Consider the following 17,957-nt stretch of genomic DNA (forward strand, 5'->3'; position numbering starts at 1 on the left):
ATTTTGAGGAGCAGGCACGTCCACAGGAATTTCGTTCAAATCCAAGGATTCCTGTTCATTGAATGAACATTTTTACTTGACCTCGTTCAAAAGCTGAACACATTTTGATAAAATATGGGACTCAGGGGGCGAAGCTATGCCTACCGAAAGTCATCGAAGTTCCCCATTCGGGAACATTTCCTTCCATGAAAGAAAATTTCCAATACAATGACCACCACCTAAAACTTCTGCAATTGCTTGAGGAAAATCCTCATTTATCGCAACGGGATGCATCTGATGTTTTAGGACTAAGTTTGGGTAAGGTAAACTATATTTTGAAAGCCTTTTTGGATAAGGGTCTCATTAAGATGAATAATTTTCGAAATAATAAAAATAAACTTTCTTATACATACCTTCTCACTCCTCGCGGGATAGAAGAAAAGGCTAGGATGACACTTCATTTTTATGAGATTAAAAAAAGAGAGTATGAAGCTCTGCGAACCGAAGTGGAAAAGTTAGGTGATATAGCGGAGGAATTAGGTTGAAAGGCATTATACTCGCAGGTGGTTCTGGGACTAGGTTGTATCCTCTGACAAGGGGAGTTGTCAAACAACTACTTCCAGTTTATGACAAACCGATGATATACTACCCACTATCAGTTTTGATGTTAGCAGGGATTCGAGATATTCTCATCATTTCCACTCCTAACGACACCAAAAGATTTGAGGATTTATTTGGCGATGGGAGTGATTTGGGAATTAAAATCCAATACAAAATTCAGCCTTCCCCGGATGGACTGGCCCAGGCCTTTTTATTGGGAGAAGAGTTTATTGAAGATGAAGATGTTTGTTTGGTACTTGGTGATAATATTTTTTATGGAGATGGTTTGATCCAGTTGTTATCGGAAACTATTTCCGAAGTAAAGGATTCAAAAAAAGCCGTCGTTTATGGATATAATGTAAAAGATCCAGAAAGGTATGGTGTTGCTGAACTTGATAAAGAAATGAATGTTATTTCATTAGAAGAAAAACCGGCAAATCCTAAAAGTAATATTGCAGTTGTTGGCTTGTATTTTTATCCGAAAGATGTGGTGAAACATGCAAAAAAAGTGTTACCGTCAGGAAGAGGAGAACTTGAAATTACATCTCTAAACCTTTTGTATTTATCCGAATCAAGGTTAAAATGTAAGATGCTTGGTCGTGGGTTCGCTTGGCTTGATACGGGAACCTATGATAGCCTATTGGAAGCATCCAACTTCATTGAAGTCATTGAAAAAAGGCAAGGGCTTAAAATTGCTTGTTTGGAAGAAATTGCGTATAGAAAGAATTTTATTTCTCTTGAAACACTAAAAAAACACGCAATTCTCAACCAAAAAAATCAATACGGCTCTTATCTTTGGGATATTGTCAACGTAGCAGAAAATTAAATGGCCAAAAAAAAGATTTTAGTTACCGGTTCCGCTGGCTTTATCGGATCCAATTTTGTTCCTTATTTGTTGGACTTATATAAAGATTCCTTCATAGTTAGTTTAGATAAATTAACCTATGCCGGGAATCTAGAAAACCTTTCTGAGGTTTCAGAGAACAGTCGCCATCGTTTTGTGAAAGGTGATATCTGTGATCCGCAAATAATAGACGAATTATTTGAAGAGTATTCGTTTGATCTGGTGGTACACTTTGCTGCAGAAAGTCACGTTGATAATTCGATCCATAACCCAAAGATCTTTTTAGAAACCAATATCATTGGAACGTTTCAATTATTACAAAAAGCTTATACAACTTGGTTTTTTTCTCCGTTTCAAATCAAAGAAGAATTTAAAAACTCAAAGTTCATTCATATCTCAACAGATGAGGTTTTTGGTTCTTTAGGAGAACAAGGTTTTTTTACGGAATCCTCTCCTTACCAACCGAATTCTCCTTATAGCGCTAGTAAGGCTTCTTCCGATCATTTGGCACGTAGTTATTTCCATACCTATGGACTGCCTGTGATGATTACCAATTGTTCGAATAATTATGGTCCTAAACAACATGATGAAAAATTAATTCCAACCATCATTCGCAATGCATTGGCGGAAAAAAATATTCCTATTTATGGAACAGGTAGTAATGTTCGGGATTGGCTTTTTGTTTTGGATCATGCAAAAGGGATTGAAAGAGTTTTGTCTAAAGGCAAGCCAGGTGAAACCTATAATATTGGTGGGAATAATGAGTTAACCAATAACCAAGTGGTTTCGATTATTTGTGGGCACTTGGACAAACTAAAACCAAGAAAAAATGGGAAAAGTTACTCGGACTTAATTACTTATGTTTCGGATCGTCCAGGGCATGACAAACGTTATGCTATCGATGCAACAAAGATGAAAGAAAAATTAAACTGGAGTCCTGAAGAAACATTTTCAACAGGAATTCTAAAGACCATTCATTGGTATGTTTCAAAATACAATTCGAATTAAATAACAAAACAATTTAATATGGAATCAGTAAAATATTGTTATGAATAAAAATTCTAAAATATATGTCGCCGGTCATAAAGGTTTGGTGGGTTCTGCCCTTGTTCGAGTTTTGAATCGACAAGGTTTCTCGAATGTCATTGGTCGAACAAGAAAGGAACTTGATTTAACCAATCAGTCGGAAGTGAATCAGTTTTTTGAGGCAGAGAGACCTGAGTATGTTTTTCTAGCAGCTGCAAAAGTGGGGGGAATTCATGCAAACGACACCTATCCTGCGGAATTCATCTTTTCTAACTTGCAGATCCAAAATAATATCATTGATGCAACTTACCGTTACGAAGGGAAAAGGTTGTGTTTTTTGGGTTCCTCTTGTATTTATCCCAAGTTTGCCAAACAACCCATGGACGAAGGACAATTGTTAGATGGAAAGTTAGAGCCAACTAATGAACCGTATGCCGTAGCAAAAATTGCGGGCATCGTGATGTGTCAAAGTTACAACAGACAGTATGGAACAGAGTTTTTTTCTGTGATGCCAACAAATCTTTATGGGCCAGGGGATAATTACCACCCACAAAACTCCCATGTTCTTCCGGCTTTGTTAAGAAGATTCCATGAAGCAAAAGTAAATCAATTGCCAGAGGTTGTGATTTGGGGAACAGGCAATCCTTTGCGTGAATTTCTATTTTCGGACGATATGGCGAGAGCCTGTGTATTTTTGATGCAAAACTATAACGAGTTTCGAGAGGTTCGTGGTGGCGAACATGTAAATGTTGGGTCGGGAATTGAAGTGAGTATTCGCGAACTTGCCGAAACACTAAAGGATGTTGTTGGTTATCAAGGAAAGTTGACTTTTGATTTGACCAAACCGGACGGAACACCAAGAAAATTATTGGATGTTTCCAAGTTACATCGGATGGGTTGGAAACATGAAGTTGAGTTGAGAGAAGGAATCAAATTAGCATATGATGATTTCCTTTTGAACGGTGGAGTAGAAAGGTAAAAAGGGAATAAGAGATGAGTGTAAAATCTATATTAGTGACTGGTGGAACGGGTTCTTTTGGAAAAAGGTTTATTACAAGATTAATTCAAGCATATCCAGATGTAAAACGTGTAGTCGTTTTTTCTCGCGATGAGTTAAAACAGTATGAGATGTCTTTGGAATTCCCGAGTGATGAATACCCACAAATTCGGTTTTTCATTGGCGACGTCAGAGATAAATCACGACTCCTTTATGCTTTAGAAGGGATTGATACAGTAATCCATGCAGCAGCATTAAAACAAGTTCCTGCTGCTGAATACAATCCTTTTGAAGCCATTAAAACCAATGTTTTAGGTGCCCAGAACTTAATTGAAGCGTCGATTGAAAGGGGAGTCAAAAATGTAATAGCACTCTCAACGGATAAGGCTGCTGCTCCTATTAATTTATATGGGGCAACAAAACTCTGTAGTGATAAATTGTTTATAGCAGCGAATTTATATAAAGGTAATCATGATATTAAATTTTCTGTTGTACGTTATGGAAATGTTATGGGTTCTAGGGGTTCGGTCATTCCGTTTTTTCAGAAACACAAAGAGAAAGGATTTTTGCCAATCACTCATCCGGATATGACTAGGTTTAACATCACATTGGATGAAGGTGTGGATTTAGTTTTCTACGCAATGGCTAATATGTGGGGGGGAGAAATCTTTGTGCCGAAAATCCCGAGTTACAGAATTTTAGACGTTGCTGAAGCCATAGCACCTGGTATTGAAAAACGAATTGTTGGAATCCGTCCGGGAGAAAAATTGCATGAGGAGATGATAACGGAAACGGATGCACTTAGTACGCTAGAGTTTGATAAATATTTTGTCATTCTTCCTTCGTTTAAAACTTCATGGGATGTTGAAGATTTTAAAAAGAAATTTAATGGGGACTTTTGTAAGGAAAATTTTCGATACAATAGTGGTGAAAATCATGAGTGGCTGAGCGTAGAAGATATACGCGGTCTTATTAAATCAAAAGTTAGTGTTGGTTTGGTTTAATGATGATACCCTATGGCAAACAGAGTATCAATGAAGATGATTTAAATTCGGTAATTGAAGTTTTAAAATCTGATTTTTTAACGCAAGGACCAGTAGTTGAAAAATTTGAAAAGGCTATTGCCAGTTATTGTAATGCAAAATATGCGGTCAGTGTTTCGAATGCAACAGCTGCTCTTCATTTGTCATGTTTGGCTTTAGGTCTTAGTAAAGGAAGGTTAGGTTGGACAACACCCAACACGTTTGTTGCAACGTCCAATTCTGTTTTGTATACAGGTGCAGATATCGATTTTGTTGATATTGATCCGAATTCTTATAATATCTCATTAAATGAATTAAAGAAAAAGTTAGCAGAGGCAAAAGCAAAAGGAAAAACTCCTGATGTATTACTTCCTGTACATTTTAGCGGTCAATCCTGTGAGATGGAAGAAATATACCAGTTATCAAAAGAATATGGGTTTCATATAATCGAAGATGCTTCTCATGCAATCGGAGCAAAATACAATAATAAGCCAGTAGGAAATTGCGAATATTCAGATTTAACTGTTTTTAGCTTTCACCCAGTAAAAATTATTACAACGGGTGAAGGTGGAGTCATTACTACGAATCGGAAAGATTTATATGATCTTTTGATTCGCCTTAGGTCGCATGGGATTACTAGAAATCCGGAACTAATGACCAAAGAACCGGATGGCGAATGGTATTACCAACAACTAGAATTAGGTTATAATTATAGGTTAACCGAATTGCAGGCAGCCCTTGGATTGTCACAGTTAAAAAGACTCGATGAATTTGTTTTAAGAAGGAATCAAATTGCGGAAAGATATAATACTCTCCTAAAAGATTTTCCAATCAAGTTACCAACTTTATTAACTAACAACTATTCTTCTTACCACCTATATGTGATTCAAATTGATGAGTCAAAATGTAAAAAAGGCCATAAAGAAGTTTTTTCAGATTTAAGGAAAAATGGAATCGGTGTTCAACTTCACTATATCCCAGTTCATACCCAACCATATTATCAATCATTAGGTTTTAAATTAGGATCTTTCCCTGAATCGGAGGCCTATTATGCGGCAGCTATTAGTTTACCGATTTACTTTGATTTAAAGGATTCAGAACAAGATAAAGTTGTTGAAACTTTAAAGGTATGCCTTGGCTCATGAAAATTGGATTAGGTACTGTTCAATTCGGTATGGATTATGGCGTATCGAACCAAACAGGAAAAACGAATCAAGCGGAAGTGAATTTAATCTTAAATAAGGCACTTGAGTTAGGAATTCGGAAGTTAGACACTGCTTATTTATATGGTGATAGTGAATCTGTTCTTGGTCAAAATCAAAAAGAACTTAATCGCTTTGATGTAATTACAAAAACTCGAAAGTTTGGGTATACTACATTTACTAAAGATGACGCAAAATTAATTCGGGAAAGTTTTTTAGAATCACTGAGTCGTTTGAAATTAAATAAAGTATATGGTTTGATGTTTCATGATTCTTCCGATTTATTAAAAGAAAATTCTGGTTATTTATGGGATGAATTAGTTTCGCTTAAAGCAGAAGACAAAGTTACTAAAATTGGAGTTTCTGTTTATTCACCCAACCAAACAGAAGAAATTTTAAAAAAATATCCGATTGAAATCATCCAGTTCCCGTTAAATATTTATGATCATTCCTTTTTGCAAAATGGATTTTTGTCAAAGTTGAAAAAACTTGATATTGAAATACATGTTCGATCTGTATTTTTACAGGGGCTGGCGTTAATGCCATCCAACGAATTACCTACTTATTTTAAATCAGTAAAAAATCATATCCAAGAATGTCAGGAAATATTGAGAAGTAAGGGCATTACAATGCTCGAAGTTGCCTTGGATTTTATCAAATCCATCCAAGAAGTAGATTTTGCAATATTAGGTATTAATAATACTTCACAACTATTAGAAATAATCGATTCATATCATTCAGAAAAAAATTTCGACGGAATCGATTATTCTAATTTTGCAATTTTTGACGAAAATATTACCAACCCTTCCAAATGGAAACTCACATGAGTGTAAAATACCCAACAGGAAATAAAATTTATCTCAGGGGCCTTCAGTTACAAGATGTTGGAGATCGCTACTATTCCTGGTTAAACGATCCAGAAGTGAATCAATATTTAGAAACAAGGTTTCTTCTGCAATCAAAGGAAGTAATTGCTGATTTTGTAAAATCAAAACAGGGTAACACAAATGAAATTCTTTGGGCAATTTGTGAAAAGGAAAACAATCGACATATTGGAAATATTAAACTAGGGCCAATGAATTGGTATCACCGATTTGCTGATATTAGTTTATTTATCGGTGAAAAGGATTGTTGGTTTAAAGGATATAGTTCTGAATCAATTTCTTTGGTCGTTGATTTTGCCTTTAATACACTAAACTTGCACAAAGTGAAAGCTGGAGCTTATTCTCCTAATCTTGGTTCTATTCGGTCGTTTGAAAAAAACGGATTTAGTCACGAAGGTTTGTTAAAAAATCATTTTTATTCTAATGGAAGTTATGTTGATGGAGTGCTTCTTGGGCTTTCCCGTGAAGATTATGAACTCAAACGTTAATGATCTTCAATTTTTTAAAAGAAATAGATTGTGCACTTATACTAAATACGATTCAGGAAATTTATGAAAGTAATTGCTATTATCCAGGCAAGATTGGGATCCACAAGGTTACCGAACAAGGTAATGAAGGAAGTAAATGGAAAGCCATTAATTGAGATTTTATTGTCTCGATTGTCAAAATCAAAAATAATCAATCAGATCATTCTTGCAACTTCAACTAAAAAAGAAAATGACCCTCTTCAGAATTTAGTCGAGAAACTCGGGTATACTGTCTATCGTGGAAGTGAGCAGAATGTGTTAGAACGTTATTACTTTGCCGCAAAGGAAGCTGGGGCAGATGTAGTGATTCGTATCACTGGTGATTGTCCACTCATCGATCCCAACGTTGTGGATGAAGTGATTTCCGAATTTTTGAAAGGCGGTATTGATTATTGTTCAAACATTAATCCTCCTACTTATCCTGATGGACTAGATACAGAAGTTTTTTCTTTTGCAGCTTTGGAAAGAGCATATCTGGAAGCTACATTGGATAGAGAACGTGAACACGTAACTCCATACATTCGTGAATCAGATTCATTTAAAAAATCGAATCTGGTTTTTTCTGAGGATCATTCTGCAGAACGTTGGACTGTTGACGAACCTGCTGACTTCCAATTAATCTCAAAGATATTAAATCATTTTCATCCAAATTTAGATTTTGGTTGGTTAGATGTTTTAAAGCTTAAAACAAAATATCCTGAAATATTTTTAATGAATAACAAAATCATTCGTAATGAGGGGCAGAATATGGGGACGGGACAAAAACTTTGGAAAAGGGCAAAACATATTATTCCTGGTGGAAACATGTTACTTTCGAAACGATCAGAGATGTTTTTACCGGACCAATGGCCATCTTACTATAGTAAGGCGAAAGGTTGCTCTGTTTGGGATTTGGATGGAAAAGAATACATTGACATGTCTATTATGGGCATTGGAACCAATACGTTAGGATATGGCCACCCAGAGGTAGATGAGGCTGTTAAAAAGAATATTGAGAATGGGAATATGGCCACCTTCAATTGTCCTGAAGAAGTATATCTTGCTGAGAAGTTAATTGAGATTCATCCCTGGGCAGATATGGTTCGACTTGCAAGAACTGGTGGAGAAGCAAATGCAATTGCGATCAGAATTGCTCGTGCGGCATCAGGGAAAGACAAAATAGCTATTTGCGGGTATCATGGATGGCATGATTGGTATCTTTCTGCAAATTTATCGGAGGATGATGGATTGTCTGGCCATCTTCTACCAGGTCTTGATCCGAAAGGGGTTCCCAAGAACCTAACAGGTACAGTTTTTCCTTTCAATTACAACCAATTTCAAGAATTAGAAACTCTTGTGAATCACCAAGATATTGGTGTGATTGTGATGGAAGTATCTAGAAATCATGGTCCAGAGGATCAGTTTCTTGAAAAAGTTAGAAAATTAGCAACAGACAGAAACATTGTTTTGGTATTTGATGAGTGTACATCTGGATTTCGGCAAAACTTCGGAGGACTTCACAAAATATACGGAGTTGAACCTGATATTGCGATGTTTGGTAAAGCCATAGGAAATGGATATGCGATTACCGCAGTGATCGGTAGGCGTGAAGTAATGGAGTCAGCTCAATCAACATTTATCAGTAGTACTTTTTGGACGGAACGTATAGGACCAACAGCAGCGTTAAAAACCTTAGAAGTTATGGAAAGAGAAAAGTCTTGGGAGTATATAACGAATATGGGTAACCATATTAGAGACCGATGGTTGGCTTTGGCTAAAAAGTATAATGTTAATCTTTCTGTATGGGGAATGCCAGCCCTTTCTGGATTTACCATCAATAGCAAAAATAGTTTAGAATACAAAACATTGATTACTCAAGAGATGTTAAAAAAGGGATATTTAGCAGCAAATTCCGTTTATGTTTGTATGGAACACAAACAAACAGTTGTAGATGGTTATTTTGAAACCATTGATCCAATTTTTAAGCTGATAGAGGAATGTGAAAATGGACGTGATGTTGTTTCTCTACTTGATGGTCCGGTTTGTCATGCAGGATTTAAACGACTCAATTGATCCTAATTTTTTCTGAAGCACTTTTGACAACGGGCCTTGGTCATTTAGGAAGATGCACTGCGCTCGCTGAGATACTTTTGGAAAAAGGAAATTCCGATGTTCGGATGGTTCTCCATACAGATGAATCATTTCCTGATTGGTCCTACCCATGTCCCATCTACAAAGAAAATTGGAAGGATTTAAATAACCTCCGAAGTTTATTGGAATCTTTTTCAATAGAAGAGAACCGTCAAGGTTTGGTCATTTATGTCGATTCATATTTGGCGCCTATTTTCATATACGAAGAGCTGAAGAAACAATCTGATGAGTTGGTTTGTATTGATGATTACAATCGGATTTCCTATCCAACTGGGACTACGATTTTGAATCCTGGATATCCTGGTTTATTTATTGAATACGATAAATCAAAATACAAGGTTCTCACTGGAAAAAAAGAAGTTCTTTTAAGAAAACCATTCCGCGATGAGTTTAAAATTCCAAAAAGAAACAATCCCCCTCGTAAGGTATTGATTACTTTAGGGGGAGCGGATCCAAATCTATATTCAGAAGCATTTTTGAATATTCTTTGTAAAGAATTTCCAGAATTAGAAAAACACTTGGTCATCGGGCCGGGATTTTCCAATGAAATAACCTTAGCATCTTTGTCGGATTCGAAAACTTTTTTCTATAAAAACTTATCTGCACTGGAAATGCGTAATTTGATGTTAACAATGGATTTTGCCATTACTGCAGGTGGACAGACGACTTATGAATTAGATCGATGCGGTGTTCCTATGGTGATGATTAAAACATTCGAAAATCAGTCCGGAAATATTCGGGGATTTTCTGAAATAGACAAAGTCAAAAGTATTGAAACTCCTTTAGATGTTGTGAATGTTTTAAAAGGTTATTAAAGTGATAATTTCTATCGTATCAGATGAATCCTCTTGGATTAATTCGCGTATCGGAAAGTTCATATCCGACATAGAGGCTCGCAACCATATAGTGAAATTGTTTCACAATCATGAGGATCTTTCGAAAGGCGATGTCTGTTTTATTGTAAGTTATTCCAAAATAATTCCGAAATCCTTTTTGCAATTTCATTCGAATAACATTGTCGTTCATGAAAGTGAGCTGCCGAAAGGAAAAGGTTGGTCGCCGATGACATGGCAAATAGTAGAAGGAAAATCTTCGATACCGTTTACATTATTTGAAGCTTCTTCAGAGGGTGTTGATGCCGGAGTTGTTTACATTAGAGACAGTCTTTTTTTGTCAGGAAGTGAATTGGTAGATGAGTGGCGAGATAAACAAGCGGATAAAACCTTCGAGATGTGTTTGCGTTTTTTGGAACATTATCGATATTATTTAGAACACTTTGAAACTCAATCTGGGGAAGATTCATTTTATAAAAAAAGAACCCCTGTTGATTCAGAGCTAAATATTAACTCTTCAATTTTGGATCAATTTAATCTTCTCCGCGTTGTTGATAATGAGAAATATCCAGCTTATTTTGTAAAAGATGGAAAAAAATATATCATCAAAATATTTAATGGATGATCATATGAATAAAAAAAAGATTTTAGTGGTCGCAGCACACCCCGATGACGAAGTTTTAGGTTGCGGCGGAACGATGGCTCGTTTATCTGAAGAAGGCCATGATGTACATGTTTTAATTCTTGCAGAGGGTCTGACGAGTCGGGAAATAAAGCGAGATAGAGAATCCAAAATATCAGAATTAAATTCGCTTTCTAATGATGCACACAAAGCCAACCTTTCACTCGGTGTTAAAACTGTTGAACTTTATGATTTTCCGGACAACAGAATGGATTCCATTGATCGTTTAGATGTGATTAAGGTAGTTGAACGAAAAATTGATGATATTGGGCCTTCAGTAATTTTTACTCATTTTGGAAATGATTTAAATGTCGATCACCGTATTACAAATGATGCAGTTGTTACTGCCTGCAGAGTTTATCCAAATCAAGTAGTTGAGGAACTTTTTTTCTTTGAAGTTGCTTCTAGCACGGAATGGCAAATTTCGCCTAACTTTGGCAGTTTTCAACCAAATGTTTATTATAAACTTAGTTTGCAGCAGATGGAAAAGAAAAAAAATGCCCTTTCCATTTATGAATCAGAGATGAGACCTTTCCCACATGCACGCTCGATTGAAGCAGTTGAAGCCTTAGGAAAATGGAGAGGGACTAATATTGGTTATTCGTTTGCAGAAGCCTTTGTTGTCGGCAGGTTGATTCGATAATTCAAATGAAAGAATATATTGTTGCAGCAGTGGGAAAGTGGAACCGCGAGTTATTCGAATGCGAATCCAAGTTAATACCTGGTAAATGGAAATTTGTAGATAATCCGGAAAGTTTAGATCTTGTTCTAGCAGATTCGAGTCCAAGATACATTTTTTTTCCACATTGGAGGTGGATAGTTCCTCCGCGGATTCTTAACCAGTATGAATGTATCTGTTTTCATATGACAGATGTACCTTACGGAAGAGGTGGATCTCCTTTGCAGAATTTAATCATTCGAGGTCACAAGGAAACAGTCCTGACAGCACTTCGAATGGAGAAGGGATTGGATACAGGACCTGTGTATATGAAGCTTCCTTTGGATTTAAACGGTTCCGCCGAAGAAATTTATACCCGAACATCTACTTTGACTTGGAAGATGATTTCTGAATTTGTATCGAATGAACCCCGAGCGACTCCACAAGAAGGAGAGCCAGTTATTTTTAAACGCAGGAAACCAGAAGAAAGCGAATTGCCTGAAACATTGGAGTTAGAAAAAATTTATGATTTTATACGGATGTTAGATGCAGATGGTTATCCCAATGCGTATATTAATTTTGGAAACTATCAATTAAAATTTAACCAGGCAAAATACTTGGATGGAAAACTATCAGCAAACGTAGAATTTATTTTGAAAGAAGAATTATGAATACAATAACAATTAATCAACGAAAAATTGGAAAAGAATTTCCTCCTTATATCATCGCTGAGCTTTCGGCTAATCATAATGGTAAGATTGAGCGTGCATTGGAAACTATTAAATTCGCCAAAGAATCTGGTGCAGATGCAATCAAAATTCAAACATATACTGCTGATACAATGACAATCGATTGTGATAAAGAAGACTTCCAGATTCACGGTGGTCTTTGGGATGGATATAAACTATATGATCTATATAAATGGGCAGAAACTCCTTTTGAATGGCATAAAGAGATTTTTGATTATGCAAAAAAAATTGGAATCACAATATTTTCTACTCCGTTTGATGAAACAGCTGTAGACCTCCTCGAAAATTTGAATGCCCCCGCTTATAAAGTTGCTTCTTTTGAAGCAACTGATTTGCCTCTGATTCGTTATATAGCATCTACAAAAAAGCCTATGATCATGTCGACTGGAATGGCCAATTATCAAGAGATACTAGAGATGGTGGACGCAGCAAGGAGTGGAGGGTGTAAGGATTTGATTTTACTACATTGTATCAGCAGTTATCCTGCTCCGATAGATCAATCAAATTTGCTAACGATCCCTGATATGCGAGAGAAATTCGGGGTTCAAATTGGCCTTTCTGATCATACCCTAACAAATACGGCTTCCATTACGTCAGTTGCTTTAGGTGCGACTGTTATCGAAAAACACTTCATTATCGATCGATCTGAGAAGGGGCCGGACTCTGAATTTTCTATCACCCCTGAAGAACTAAATGCCCTATGCCGCGAAACAAAGGACGCATGGCTTGCGTTAGGTGTAGCAGGTTATGATCGTAAGCCGGCAGAAGAAGCAAATTTAGTATTTAGAAGATCACTATATTTTATCAAAGATTTGAAAGCTGGGGATACAATTAAAAAGGGAGATATTCGTCGAATACGTCCAGGATATGGCTTGGCTCCGAAGTATGCAGAAGAATTGATTGGCAAAAAACTGAAACAAGATGTTACCGTTGGAACCGCCGTAAAATGGGAGTTATTGGGTTAATTTATGGAAAAGGTTAAAACTAAAATAGTTGCTACGATCGAAGCAAGGATGACTTCCTCTCGATTACCAGGGAAAGTATTAAAGGAAGTATTGAATAAGCCAATGTTGTATTATTTAGTGCAACGGTTGAGAATGGTTCCTTCAATTGATGAAATTGTTTTAGCCACGACAATAAACAAAACGGATGATGTTTTAATCGATTTTGCCAAAAATGAGGGAATTTCTTATTTTCGGGGAAGTGAAGATGATGTTATGTCCAGAGTTGTGGGTGCAGGAGAATCTGCTAAGGCTGATGTCATTGTCGAAATAACAGCAGACTGTCCTATTATTGATCCAGCTGTAGTCGATCAAACAATACAATTATATTTACATAATCCATGTGATTATGCAAGTAATGTAGTCGTACGTTCCTATCCCATAGGAATGGATACACAAGTTTTTTCATTAGATACACTTAAAAAATCTTTCAATATGACTGAAGACAAGTTAGATAGGGAACATGTCACAAGACATATCAGACAAAATCCCGATTTGTTCAAACAAGTTCATTTAGTGTCATCTTATTTGGATTATTGGCCAGAACTTGCGGTAACTTTGGATGAGGCTTCTGATTATGAGTTAATCAAAAAAATCATAGAATATTTTTATGAAAAAAATCCATATTTTTCTTGTGCAGACATCGTTGCGCTAATCAAGGAAAAGGAGTCTTGGCTTGAGATAAACCGGGATGTAAAGAGAAAAGGTCTCAATTGAAACAATACTCAGCTGCAGTAGTAGGGCTTGGTAGTATCGGTCAGGGTCTCGATTACGATCAGGATATTGATCGAAATGATATTTGTTTAACACATACATCCGCATATTTCCAACACAATGGATTTCACTTGGTTGCTGGTGTTGATACCTTGGGCAGTTTTCGGGAGAAATTCAGTGCCAAATATAAATCACCTGCTTTTGAAACTGTTTCCGAATTAAAAAAATATAATCCAGATGTCATATCTATCTGTGTTCCAAGTCATTTGCACAAATCTATTTTTGATGAAGTAATAGACCTCGGGCCGAAAGCCATTGTTTGTGAAAAACCAATTTGTGATAGTATAAACGATGCCGATGAAATGGTGAAAAAAGCCCAGTCAAAACAATGTCTACTACTTGTAAACTTTATACGTCGTTTTGAAAAAGGACATGTTGAATTAAAGAAAAAATTTGATAGAAATGAATTTGGGAAAATTCGTAAAGTCTCAGTGTTTTATTCTAAAGGTGTTTTGAATAACGGATCCCATTTCATAAATCTGTTATCATTTTTCTTTGGAGAACCTACTTATTGTAAGGTGCTTAAAGTTGGAAATGTTTTGGGAAATTCAGATCTCGAACCGGATTTTCTTCTCCATTTTGAAAACGGAGTGGATGCGTACTTTATGGCAGGGAATGAAGATGATTTTTCAGTTAAGGAAATTGTGTTTTTAACTGAGAAGGGAATCATCAATTACCAACAAGGTGGAGTAAAGATAGAATATTTTCCCGTTGAAACAAGTTCTGTATTTAAAGATTATAAAATTAAATCATTCAATAGTCAGCTTGTAACTACCGATTTCAATCGATACCAGTGGTATACAATGGATGCACTGTATAATTATTTGGAAAATGAAATTGATTGTGAATCAGACGGTAGTTCTGCGTTAAATACTCAGTTAGTAGTAGATCAAATTTTCTCTCAATGTTCGAATATGGAAGGAATGAATTAAATGGAAAAGTTAGCTTACTTAGGTGGCAAAAAAACTATTAATAAAGAATTAAAACCATATATTTCCTTTGGAAAAGAGGAAATTGAATCGGTTCAATCTGTTTTGCAATCTGGTGAATTGTCTCGATTCTATGGTTCTTGGCATGAAGATTTTTTCGGTGGTAAGAAAGTAAAGGAATTTGAATCAAACTGGTCCAAAGAATTTGGAATTGAGTATTCAGTAAGTGTAAATTCAGCAACATCCGGTTTAATAGCCGCCTTAGGAGCCGTTGGTGTAGAACCTTTTGACGAAGTTTTAGTAAGTCCTTGGACTATGTGTGCTTCTGCCACTGCTATTTTAGTTTGGAATGCAATACCAGTGTTTGTTGATATCAATCCTGATAATTTTAATATTGATCCATCAAAAATTAGGTCATTGATCACAAAAAAAACGAAAGCTATTGTTGTACCTGATATTTTTGGTCAATCGGCTCAGCTTACTGAAATTTTGAAAATAGCAAAAGAATTCGGTTTAAAAGTAATTGAAGATGCCTCACAAGCTCCGGGAGCAATGTATAGGGGAAAAAAAGTAGGCACTAATGCCGATATTGGTGTGTTTAGTTTGAATTACCATAAACATATCCATACTGGAGAAGGCGGAATTTGTGTTACTGCAGATGCAAAACTTGCAGAAAGACTGCAATTGATACGAAATCATGCGGAGGCAGTAGTCGGTCCCAAAGGTGAAATTGATATCTCTAATATGATTGGTTTTAATTTTAGATTGGGAGAAATTGAGTCAGCAATTGGAATTGAACAACTAAAAAAACTCCCTTCAATTGCTGAACAGCGGATTCGTGCTGGTGCACTTTTAAACGAAGGTTTGAAAGATTTAAAAGGATTAAAACTTCCTGTACCATTGGATGGATGTACACACGTTTATTATATGTATGGTTTGATTGTTGATTTTGATTCGTTAGGCATTACTCGTGAGAAGTTAATTGAGGTTTTAACTGCAGAGGGAATCCCTAGTTTAAGGCCGAGTTATTTAAATATTCATCTACTTCCCATGTACCAAAAAAGAATTGCTTATGGTAAATCGGGTTTTCCATGGATTTCTCCTGGTGAGACAAGTAAAGTTACCTATGAAAAAGGAATCTGCCCTATTGCAGAGAACCTCCAAGATAAGAGTTACATTGGTTTTTATTTTGGCGGTTTTGCTCTGGACGATGAAGAAATTAACTTATTAATTGCAGCCTTTCATAAAGTTTGGAATCAATTAGACTTAATTAAATGAAAAAATTTTCTTTGTTACCAAATCTCAGTGGCAAAGGGGTATTTGTATTTAGTGATCCAGGTGGAGCTAAGCCAGTTTTAGCATTTTTGAAGTTAAATCATAAACTTCAAAACTACAAAGTTTTTTCTGATAGAAGTTATGATTTTTTCTCCGACTTTGATATTCCGGTCACAATTTATACGGAAGGTGATGAGTTAAAATTTGGTGATACATTTGATGCAGATTTTCTTTTCACCGGTACATCAGTTAATTCATCAATCGAAGTTAAGTTTATAAAGGCATTTAAGGAAAGGAAAATAAAAACCTATTCTTTTATCGATCATTATACTCGAATTTTGCCTAGATATGAGTGGGAAGGGGATTACTATTTTTCCGATGTAATTTGTGTGTTGGATGAAGTTGCAGAGAAAATAGTTCGGTTAGAGATACCTAACGCAGATGTTATCGTTTCTGGAAATTATTTTCAAGAATACATTCGAAATTGGATTCCTAAAGTAAGTAGGGAAACATTTCTACAAAATCTTGGAATTGCCAATACCAAAAAAATCATACTTTTTGCTCCAGATCCAATTAGCCGTGCGAATCATTTAGACCGTTATGGAAAATCTGAATACGGATTTGATGAATACAGTGTTTTTCAAAATCTTTTAAGAGCGTTACCAAAAGAATCTCAATCAGAATATGTAGTTGTGATTAAGATGCATCCGAACCAGGATAAAGAAACTTTTTTATCATTCATTAAAGATTCCGGAGCGAATGTCATCATAGGTGATCAGTTCCACACTTTAACTTTATTATACTATTCAAACATTATTGTTGGTATGTTTTCCAATATATTGATAGAAGGTAATATATTGGGAGCGAAGGTAATTCGGTGTTTGATCGACCTTAAGTGTGATGATCCCTTCGAAGGCAAAAATGTTGGTGAACCAGCCTATGAATTAAATCAAATGAAAGATCTTATTCTCAATTACCTCAATGACCAGGATGATTCAAAATGATTTTACCAAATGAATTCTTATCAGCTGATGGACTATATTTAAGAGGATTACAACCTGAAGATGCTGCCGGAAACTATTTAAAATGGTTTAATGATCCTGAAGTTTGTTTTGGAAATTCGCATGGTGTTTTTCCGGTTAATCAAAAATCTTTAGTAGAATATATCGATAATTCTTATAAATCAAACCAACAATTGGTTTTTGCAATGATCGAGAATAAAAACCGCACGCACATTGGTAATATTTCTCTGCAAGGTATCAATTGGATAAACCGAACAGCTGAATTCGCTATATTTCTCGGTGAAAAATCTTATTGGGGGAAGGGTTTGGCACTCCAAGCTGGAAACTTAATCGTTCAGCATGGTTTTAAAGTGATGAACTTAAATCGTATTTATTGTGGTACTTTTTCTAACAATCAGGGAATGATAAAATTAGCGAAAGCATTGAAAATGACCCAAGAGGGAGTTCGTAGAAAAGCTATTTATAAAAATGGCATATACCTAGATATGATTGAGTTTGGTGTTTTGCGGGATGAGTTTCTTTGAGATTACAAATTCGTTTTAAATCAAAGTTTTATCACATTGATTAGGGTAGTTTAAAAATTTAAGTTATGAAAATACTCGCCTTTGCTCCGCATTCATATTTGTGGCCACATGCATTTCCTGAAGCTCAAGTTTTGCATTCATTACGAGCGCAGGGTGCCGAAATATTGTATGTTGGGTGTGGAGAGGCACTGAATTCCTGGTGTATTCCGATGGAATCGACCGGTGCCGACGAATCACTGGAAGAGGCAAAAAAGAAAGAAATCTGCATTCAATGTGTAGAGAATAATAAAAAAATTAAT

Annotated in this window: 19 protein-coding genes; all 19 read left to right on the forward strand. The window is 35.9% G+C overall.

Translation table 11 applies throughout. The annotated features are described in order from the left end of the window. Window positions 1-185: 185 nt before the first annotated feature. The 19 genes from CLV96_RS00600 (at window position 186) to CLV96_RS00690 (ending at window position 17,658) form a co-directional block, all read left to right on the forward strand. Window positions 186-524 carry a MarR family EPS-associated transcriptional regulator gene (locus CLV96_RS00600; RefSeq protein WP_035983633.1) on the forward strand — a complete coding sequence of 113 codons (339 nt, stop codon included), beginning with the start codon at window positions 186-188 and terminating at the stop codon, window positions 522-524. Then, a complete protein-coding gene (gene rfbA, locus CLV96_RS00605; RefSeq protein WP_004783685.1) occupies window positions 521-1,405 on the forward strand; it encodes a glucose-1-phosphate thymidylyltransferase RfbA in 885 nt (294 codons plus the stop codon). The genes CLV96_RS00600 and rfbA overlap by 4 nt, the downstream gene beginning before the upstream one ends. Continuing rightward, complete coding sequence (rfbB, locus tag CLV96_RS00610) at window positions 1,406-2,431, forward strand: dTDP-glucose 4,6-dehydratase (RefSeq protein WP_004783859.1); 1,026 nt, start codon at window positions 1,406-1,408, stop codon at window positions 2,429-2,431. Between the two features lie 40 nt (window positions 2,432-2,471). Then, window positions 2,472-3,428 carry a GDP-L-fucose synthase gene (gene fcl, locus CLV96_RS00615; protein WP_004783745.1) on the forward strand — a complete coding sequence of 319 codons (957 nt, stop codon included), beginning with the start codon at window positions 2,472-2,474 and terminating at the stop codon, window positions 3,426-3,428. Window positions 3,429-3,442: 14 nt separating this feature from the next. Further along, window positions 3,443-4,450 (forward strand): UDP-N-acetylglucosamine 4,6-dehydratase (inverting), encoded by a 1,008-nt coding sequence (gene pseB, locus CLV96_RS00620; RefSeq protein WP_004783983.1) that lies wholly within the window; start codon window positions 3,443-3,445, stop codon window positions 4,448-4,450. A 2-nt stretch (window positions 4,451-4,452) separates the two neighbouring features. Then, complete coding sequence (gene pseC, locus CLV96_RS00625; RefSeq protein ID WP_004784008.1) at window positions 4,453-5,613, forward strand: UDP-4-amino-4,6-dideoxy-N-acetyl-beta-L-altrosamine transaminase; 1,161 nt, start codon at window positions 4,453-4,455, stop codon at window positions 5,611-5,613. Beyond that, entirely contained in the window at window positions 5,610-6,497 is an 888-nt protein-coding gene (locus tag CLV96_RS00630) for an aldo/keto reductase (protein WP_004784020.1), read from the forward strand. Before pseC ends, CLV96_RS00630 begins: the two co-directional genes overlap by 4 nt. Next, complete coding sequence (locus CLV96_RS00635) at window positions 6,494-7,042, forward strand: GNAT family N-acetyltransferase (RefSeq protein ID WP_004783607.1); 549 nt, start codon at window positions 6,494-6,496, stop codon at window positions 7,040-7,042. Before CLV96_RS00630 ends, CLV96_RS00635 begins: the two co-directional genes overlap by 4 nt. A 63-nt stretch (window positions 7,043-7,105) precedes the next feature. Beyond that, the gene (locus CLV96_RS00640) at window positions 7,106-9,133 is read left to right on the forward strand and encodes an aminotransferase class III-fold pyridoxal phosphate-dependent enzyme (RefSeq protein ID WP_004783740.1); all 2,028 of its coding nucleotides are present in this window, start codon (window positions 7,106-7,108) and stop codon (window positions 9,131-9,133) included. Next, a complete protein-coding gene (locus tag CLV96_RS00645; RefSeq protein WP_004783521.1) occupies window positions 9,130-10,026 on the forward strand; it encodes a hypothetical protein in 897 nt (298 codons plus the stop codon). The genes CLV96_RS00640 and CLV96_RS00645 overlap by 4 nt, the downstream gene beginning before the upstream one ends. A gap of 91 nt (window positions 10,027-10,117) precedes the next feature. Next, window positions 10,118-10,669, forward strand: coding sequence for a formyltransferase family protein (locus CLV96_RS00650; RefSeq protein ID WP_231292570.1), 552 nt, complete (start codon window positions 10,118-10,120; stop codon window positions 10,667-10,669). 4 nt (window positions 10,670-10,673) lie between these two features. Continuing rightward, a complete protein-coding gene (locus CLV96_RS00655; protein WP_004784007.1) occupies window positions 10,674-11,369 on the forward strand; it encodes a PIG-L deacetylase family protein in 696 nt (231 codons plus the stop codon). Window positions 11,370-11,374: 5 nt separating this feature from the next. After that, complete coding sequence (locus tag CLV96_RS00660; RefSeq protein WP_004783791.1) at window positions 11,375-12,055, forward strand: formyl transferase; 681 nt, start codon at window positions 11,375-11,377, stop codon at window positions 12,053-12,055. Then, a complete protein-coding gene (gene pseI / locus CLV96_RS00665) occupies window positions 12,052-13,098 on the forward strand; it encodes a pseudaminic acid synthase (RefSeq protein WP_004783931.1) in 1,047 nt (348 codons plus the stop codon). Before CLV96_RS00660 ends, pseI begins: the two co-directional genes overlap by 4 nt. Window positions 13,099-13,101: 3 nt before the next feature. Further along, window positions 13,102-13,851 (forward strand): cytidylyltransferase domain-containing protein, encoded by a 750-nt coding sequence (locus CLV96_RS00670; RefSeq protein WP_004783785.1) that lies wholly within the window; start codon window positions 13,102-13,104, stop codon window positions 13,849-13,851. Beyond that, window positions 13,848-14,840 carry a Gfo/Idh/MocA family protein gene (locus CLV96_RS00675; RefSeq protein WP_004783620.1) on the forward strand — a complete coding sequence of 331 codons (993 nt, stop codon included), beginning with the start codon at window positions 13,848-13,850 and terminating at the stop codon, window positions 14,838-14,840. Before CLV96_RS00670 ends, CLV96_RS00675 begins: the two co-directional genes overlap by 4 nt. 102 nt (window positions 14,841-14,942) lie before the next feature. After that, window positions 14,943-16,115, forward strand: a complete 1,173-nt coding sequence (locus CLV96_RS00680) for a DegT/DnrJ/EryC1/StrS family aminotransferase (RefSeq protein ID WP_243836370.1) — start codon at window positions 14,943-14,945, stop codon at window positions 16,113-16,115. Further along, a complete protein-coding gene (locus CLV96_RS00685) occupies window positions 16,112-17,116 on the forward strand; it encodes a CDP-glycerol glycerophosphotransferase family protein (RefSeq protein ID WP_004784017.1) in 1,005 nt (334 codons plus the stop codon). The genes CLV96_RS00680 and CLV96_RS00685 overlap by 4 nt, the downstream gene beginning before the upstream one ends. Then, complete coding sequence (locus tag CLV96_RS00690; protein ID WP_004783717.1) at window positions 17,113-17,658, forward strand: GNAT family N-acetyltransferase; 546 nt, start codon at window positions 17,113-17,115, stop codon at window positions 17,656-17,658. The genes CLV96_RS00685 and CLV96_RS00690 overlap by 4 nt, the downstream gene beginning before the upstream one ends. Window positions 17,659-17,957: the final 299 nt, after the last annotated feature.

This window comes from Leptospira meyeri, assembly GCF_004368965.1.
GTDB lineage: Bacteria > Spirochaetota > Leptospiria > Leptospirales > Leptospiraceae > Leptospira_A > Leptospira_A meyeri.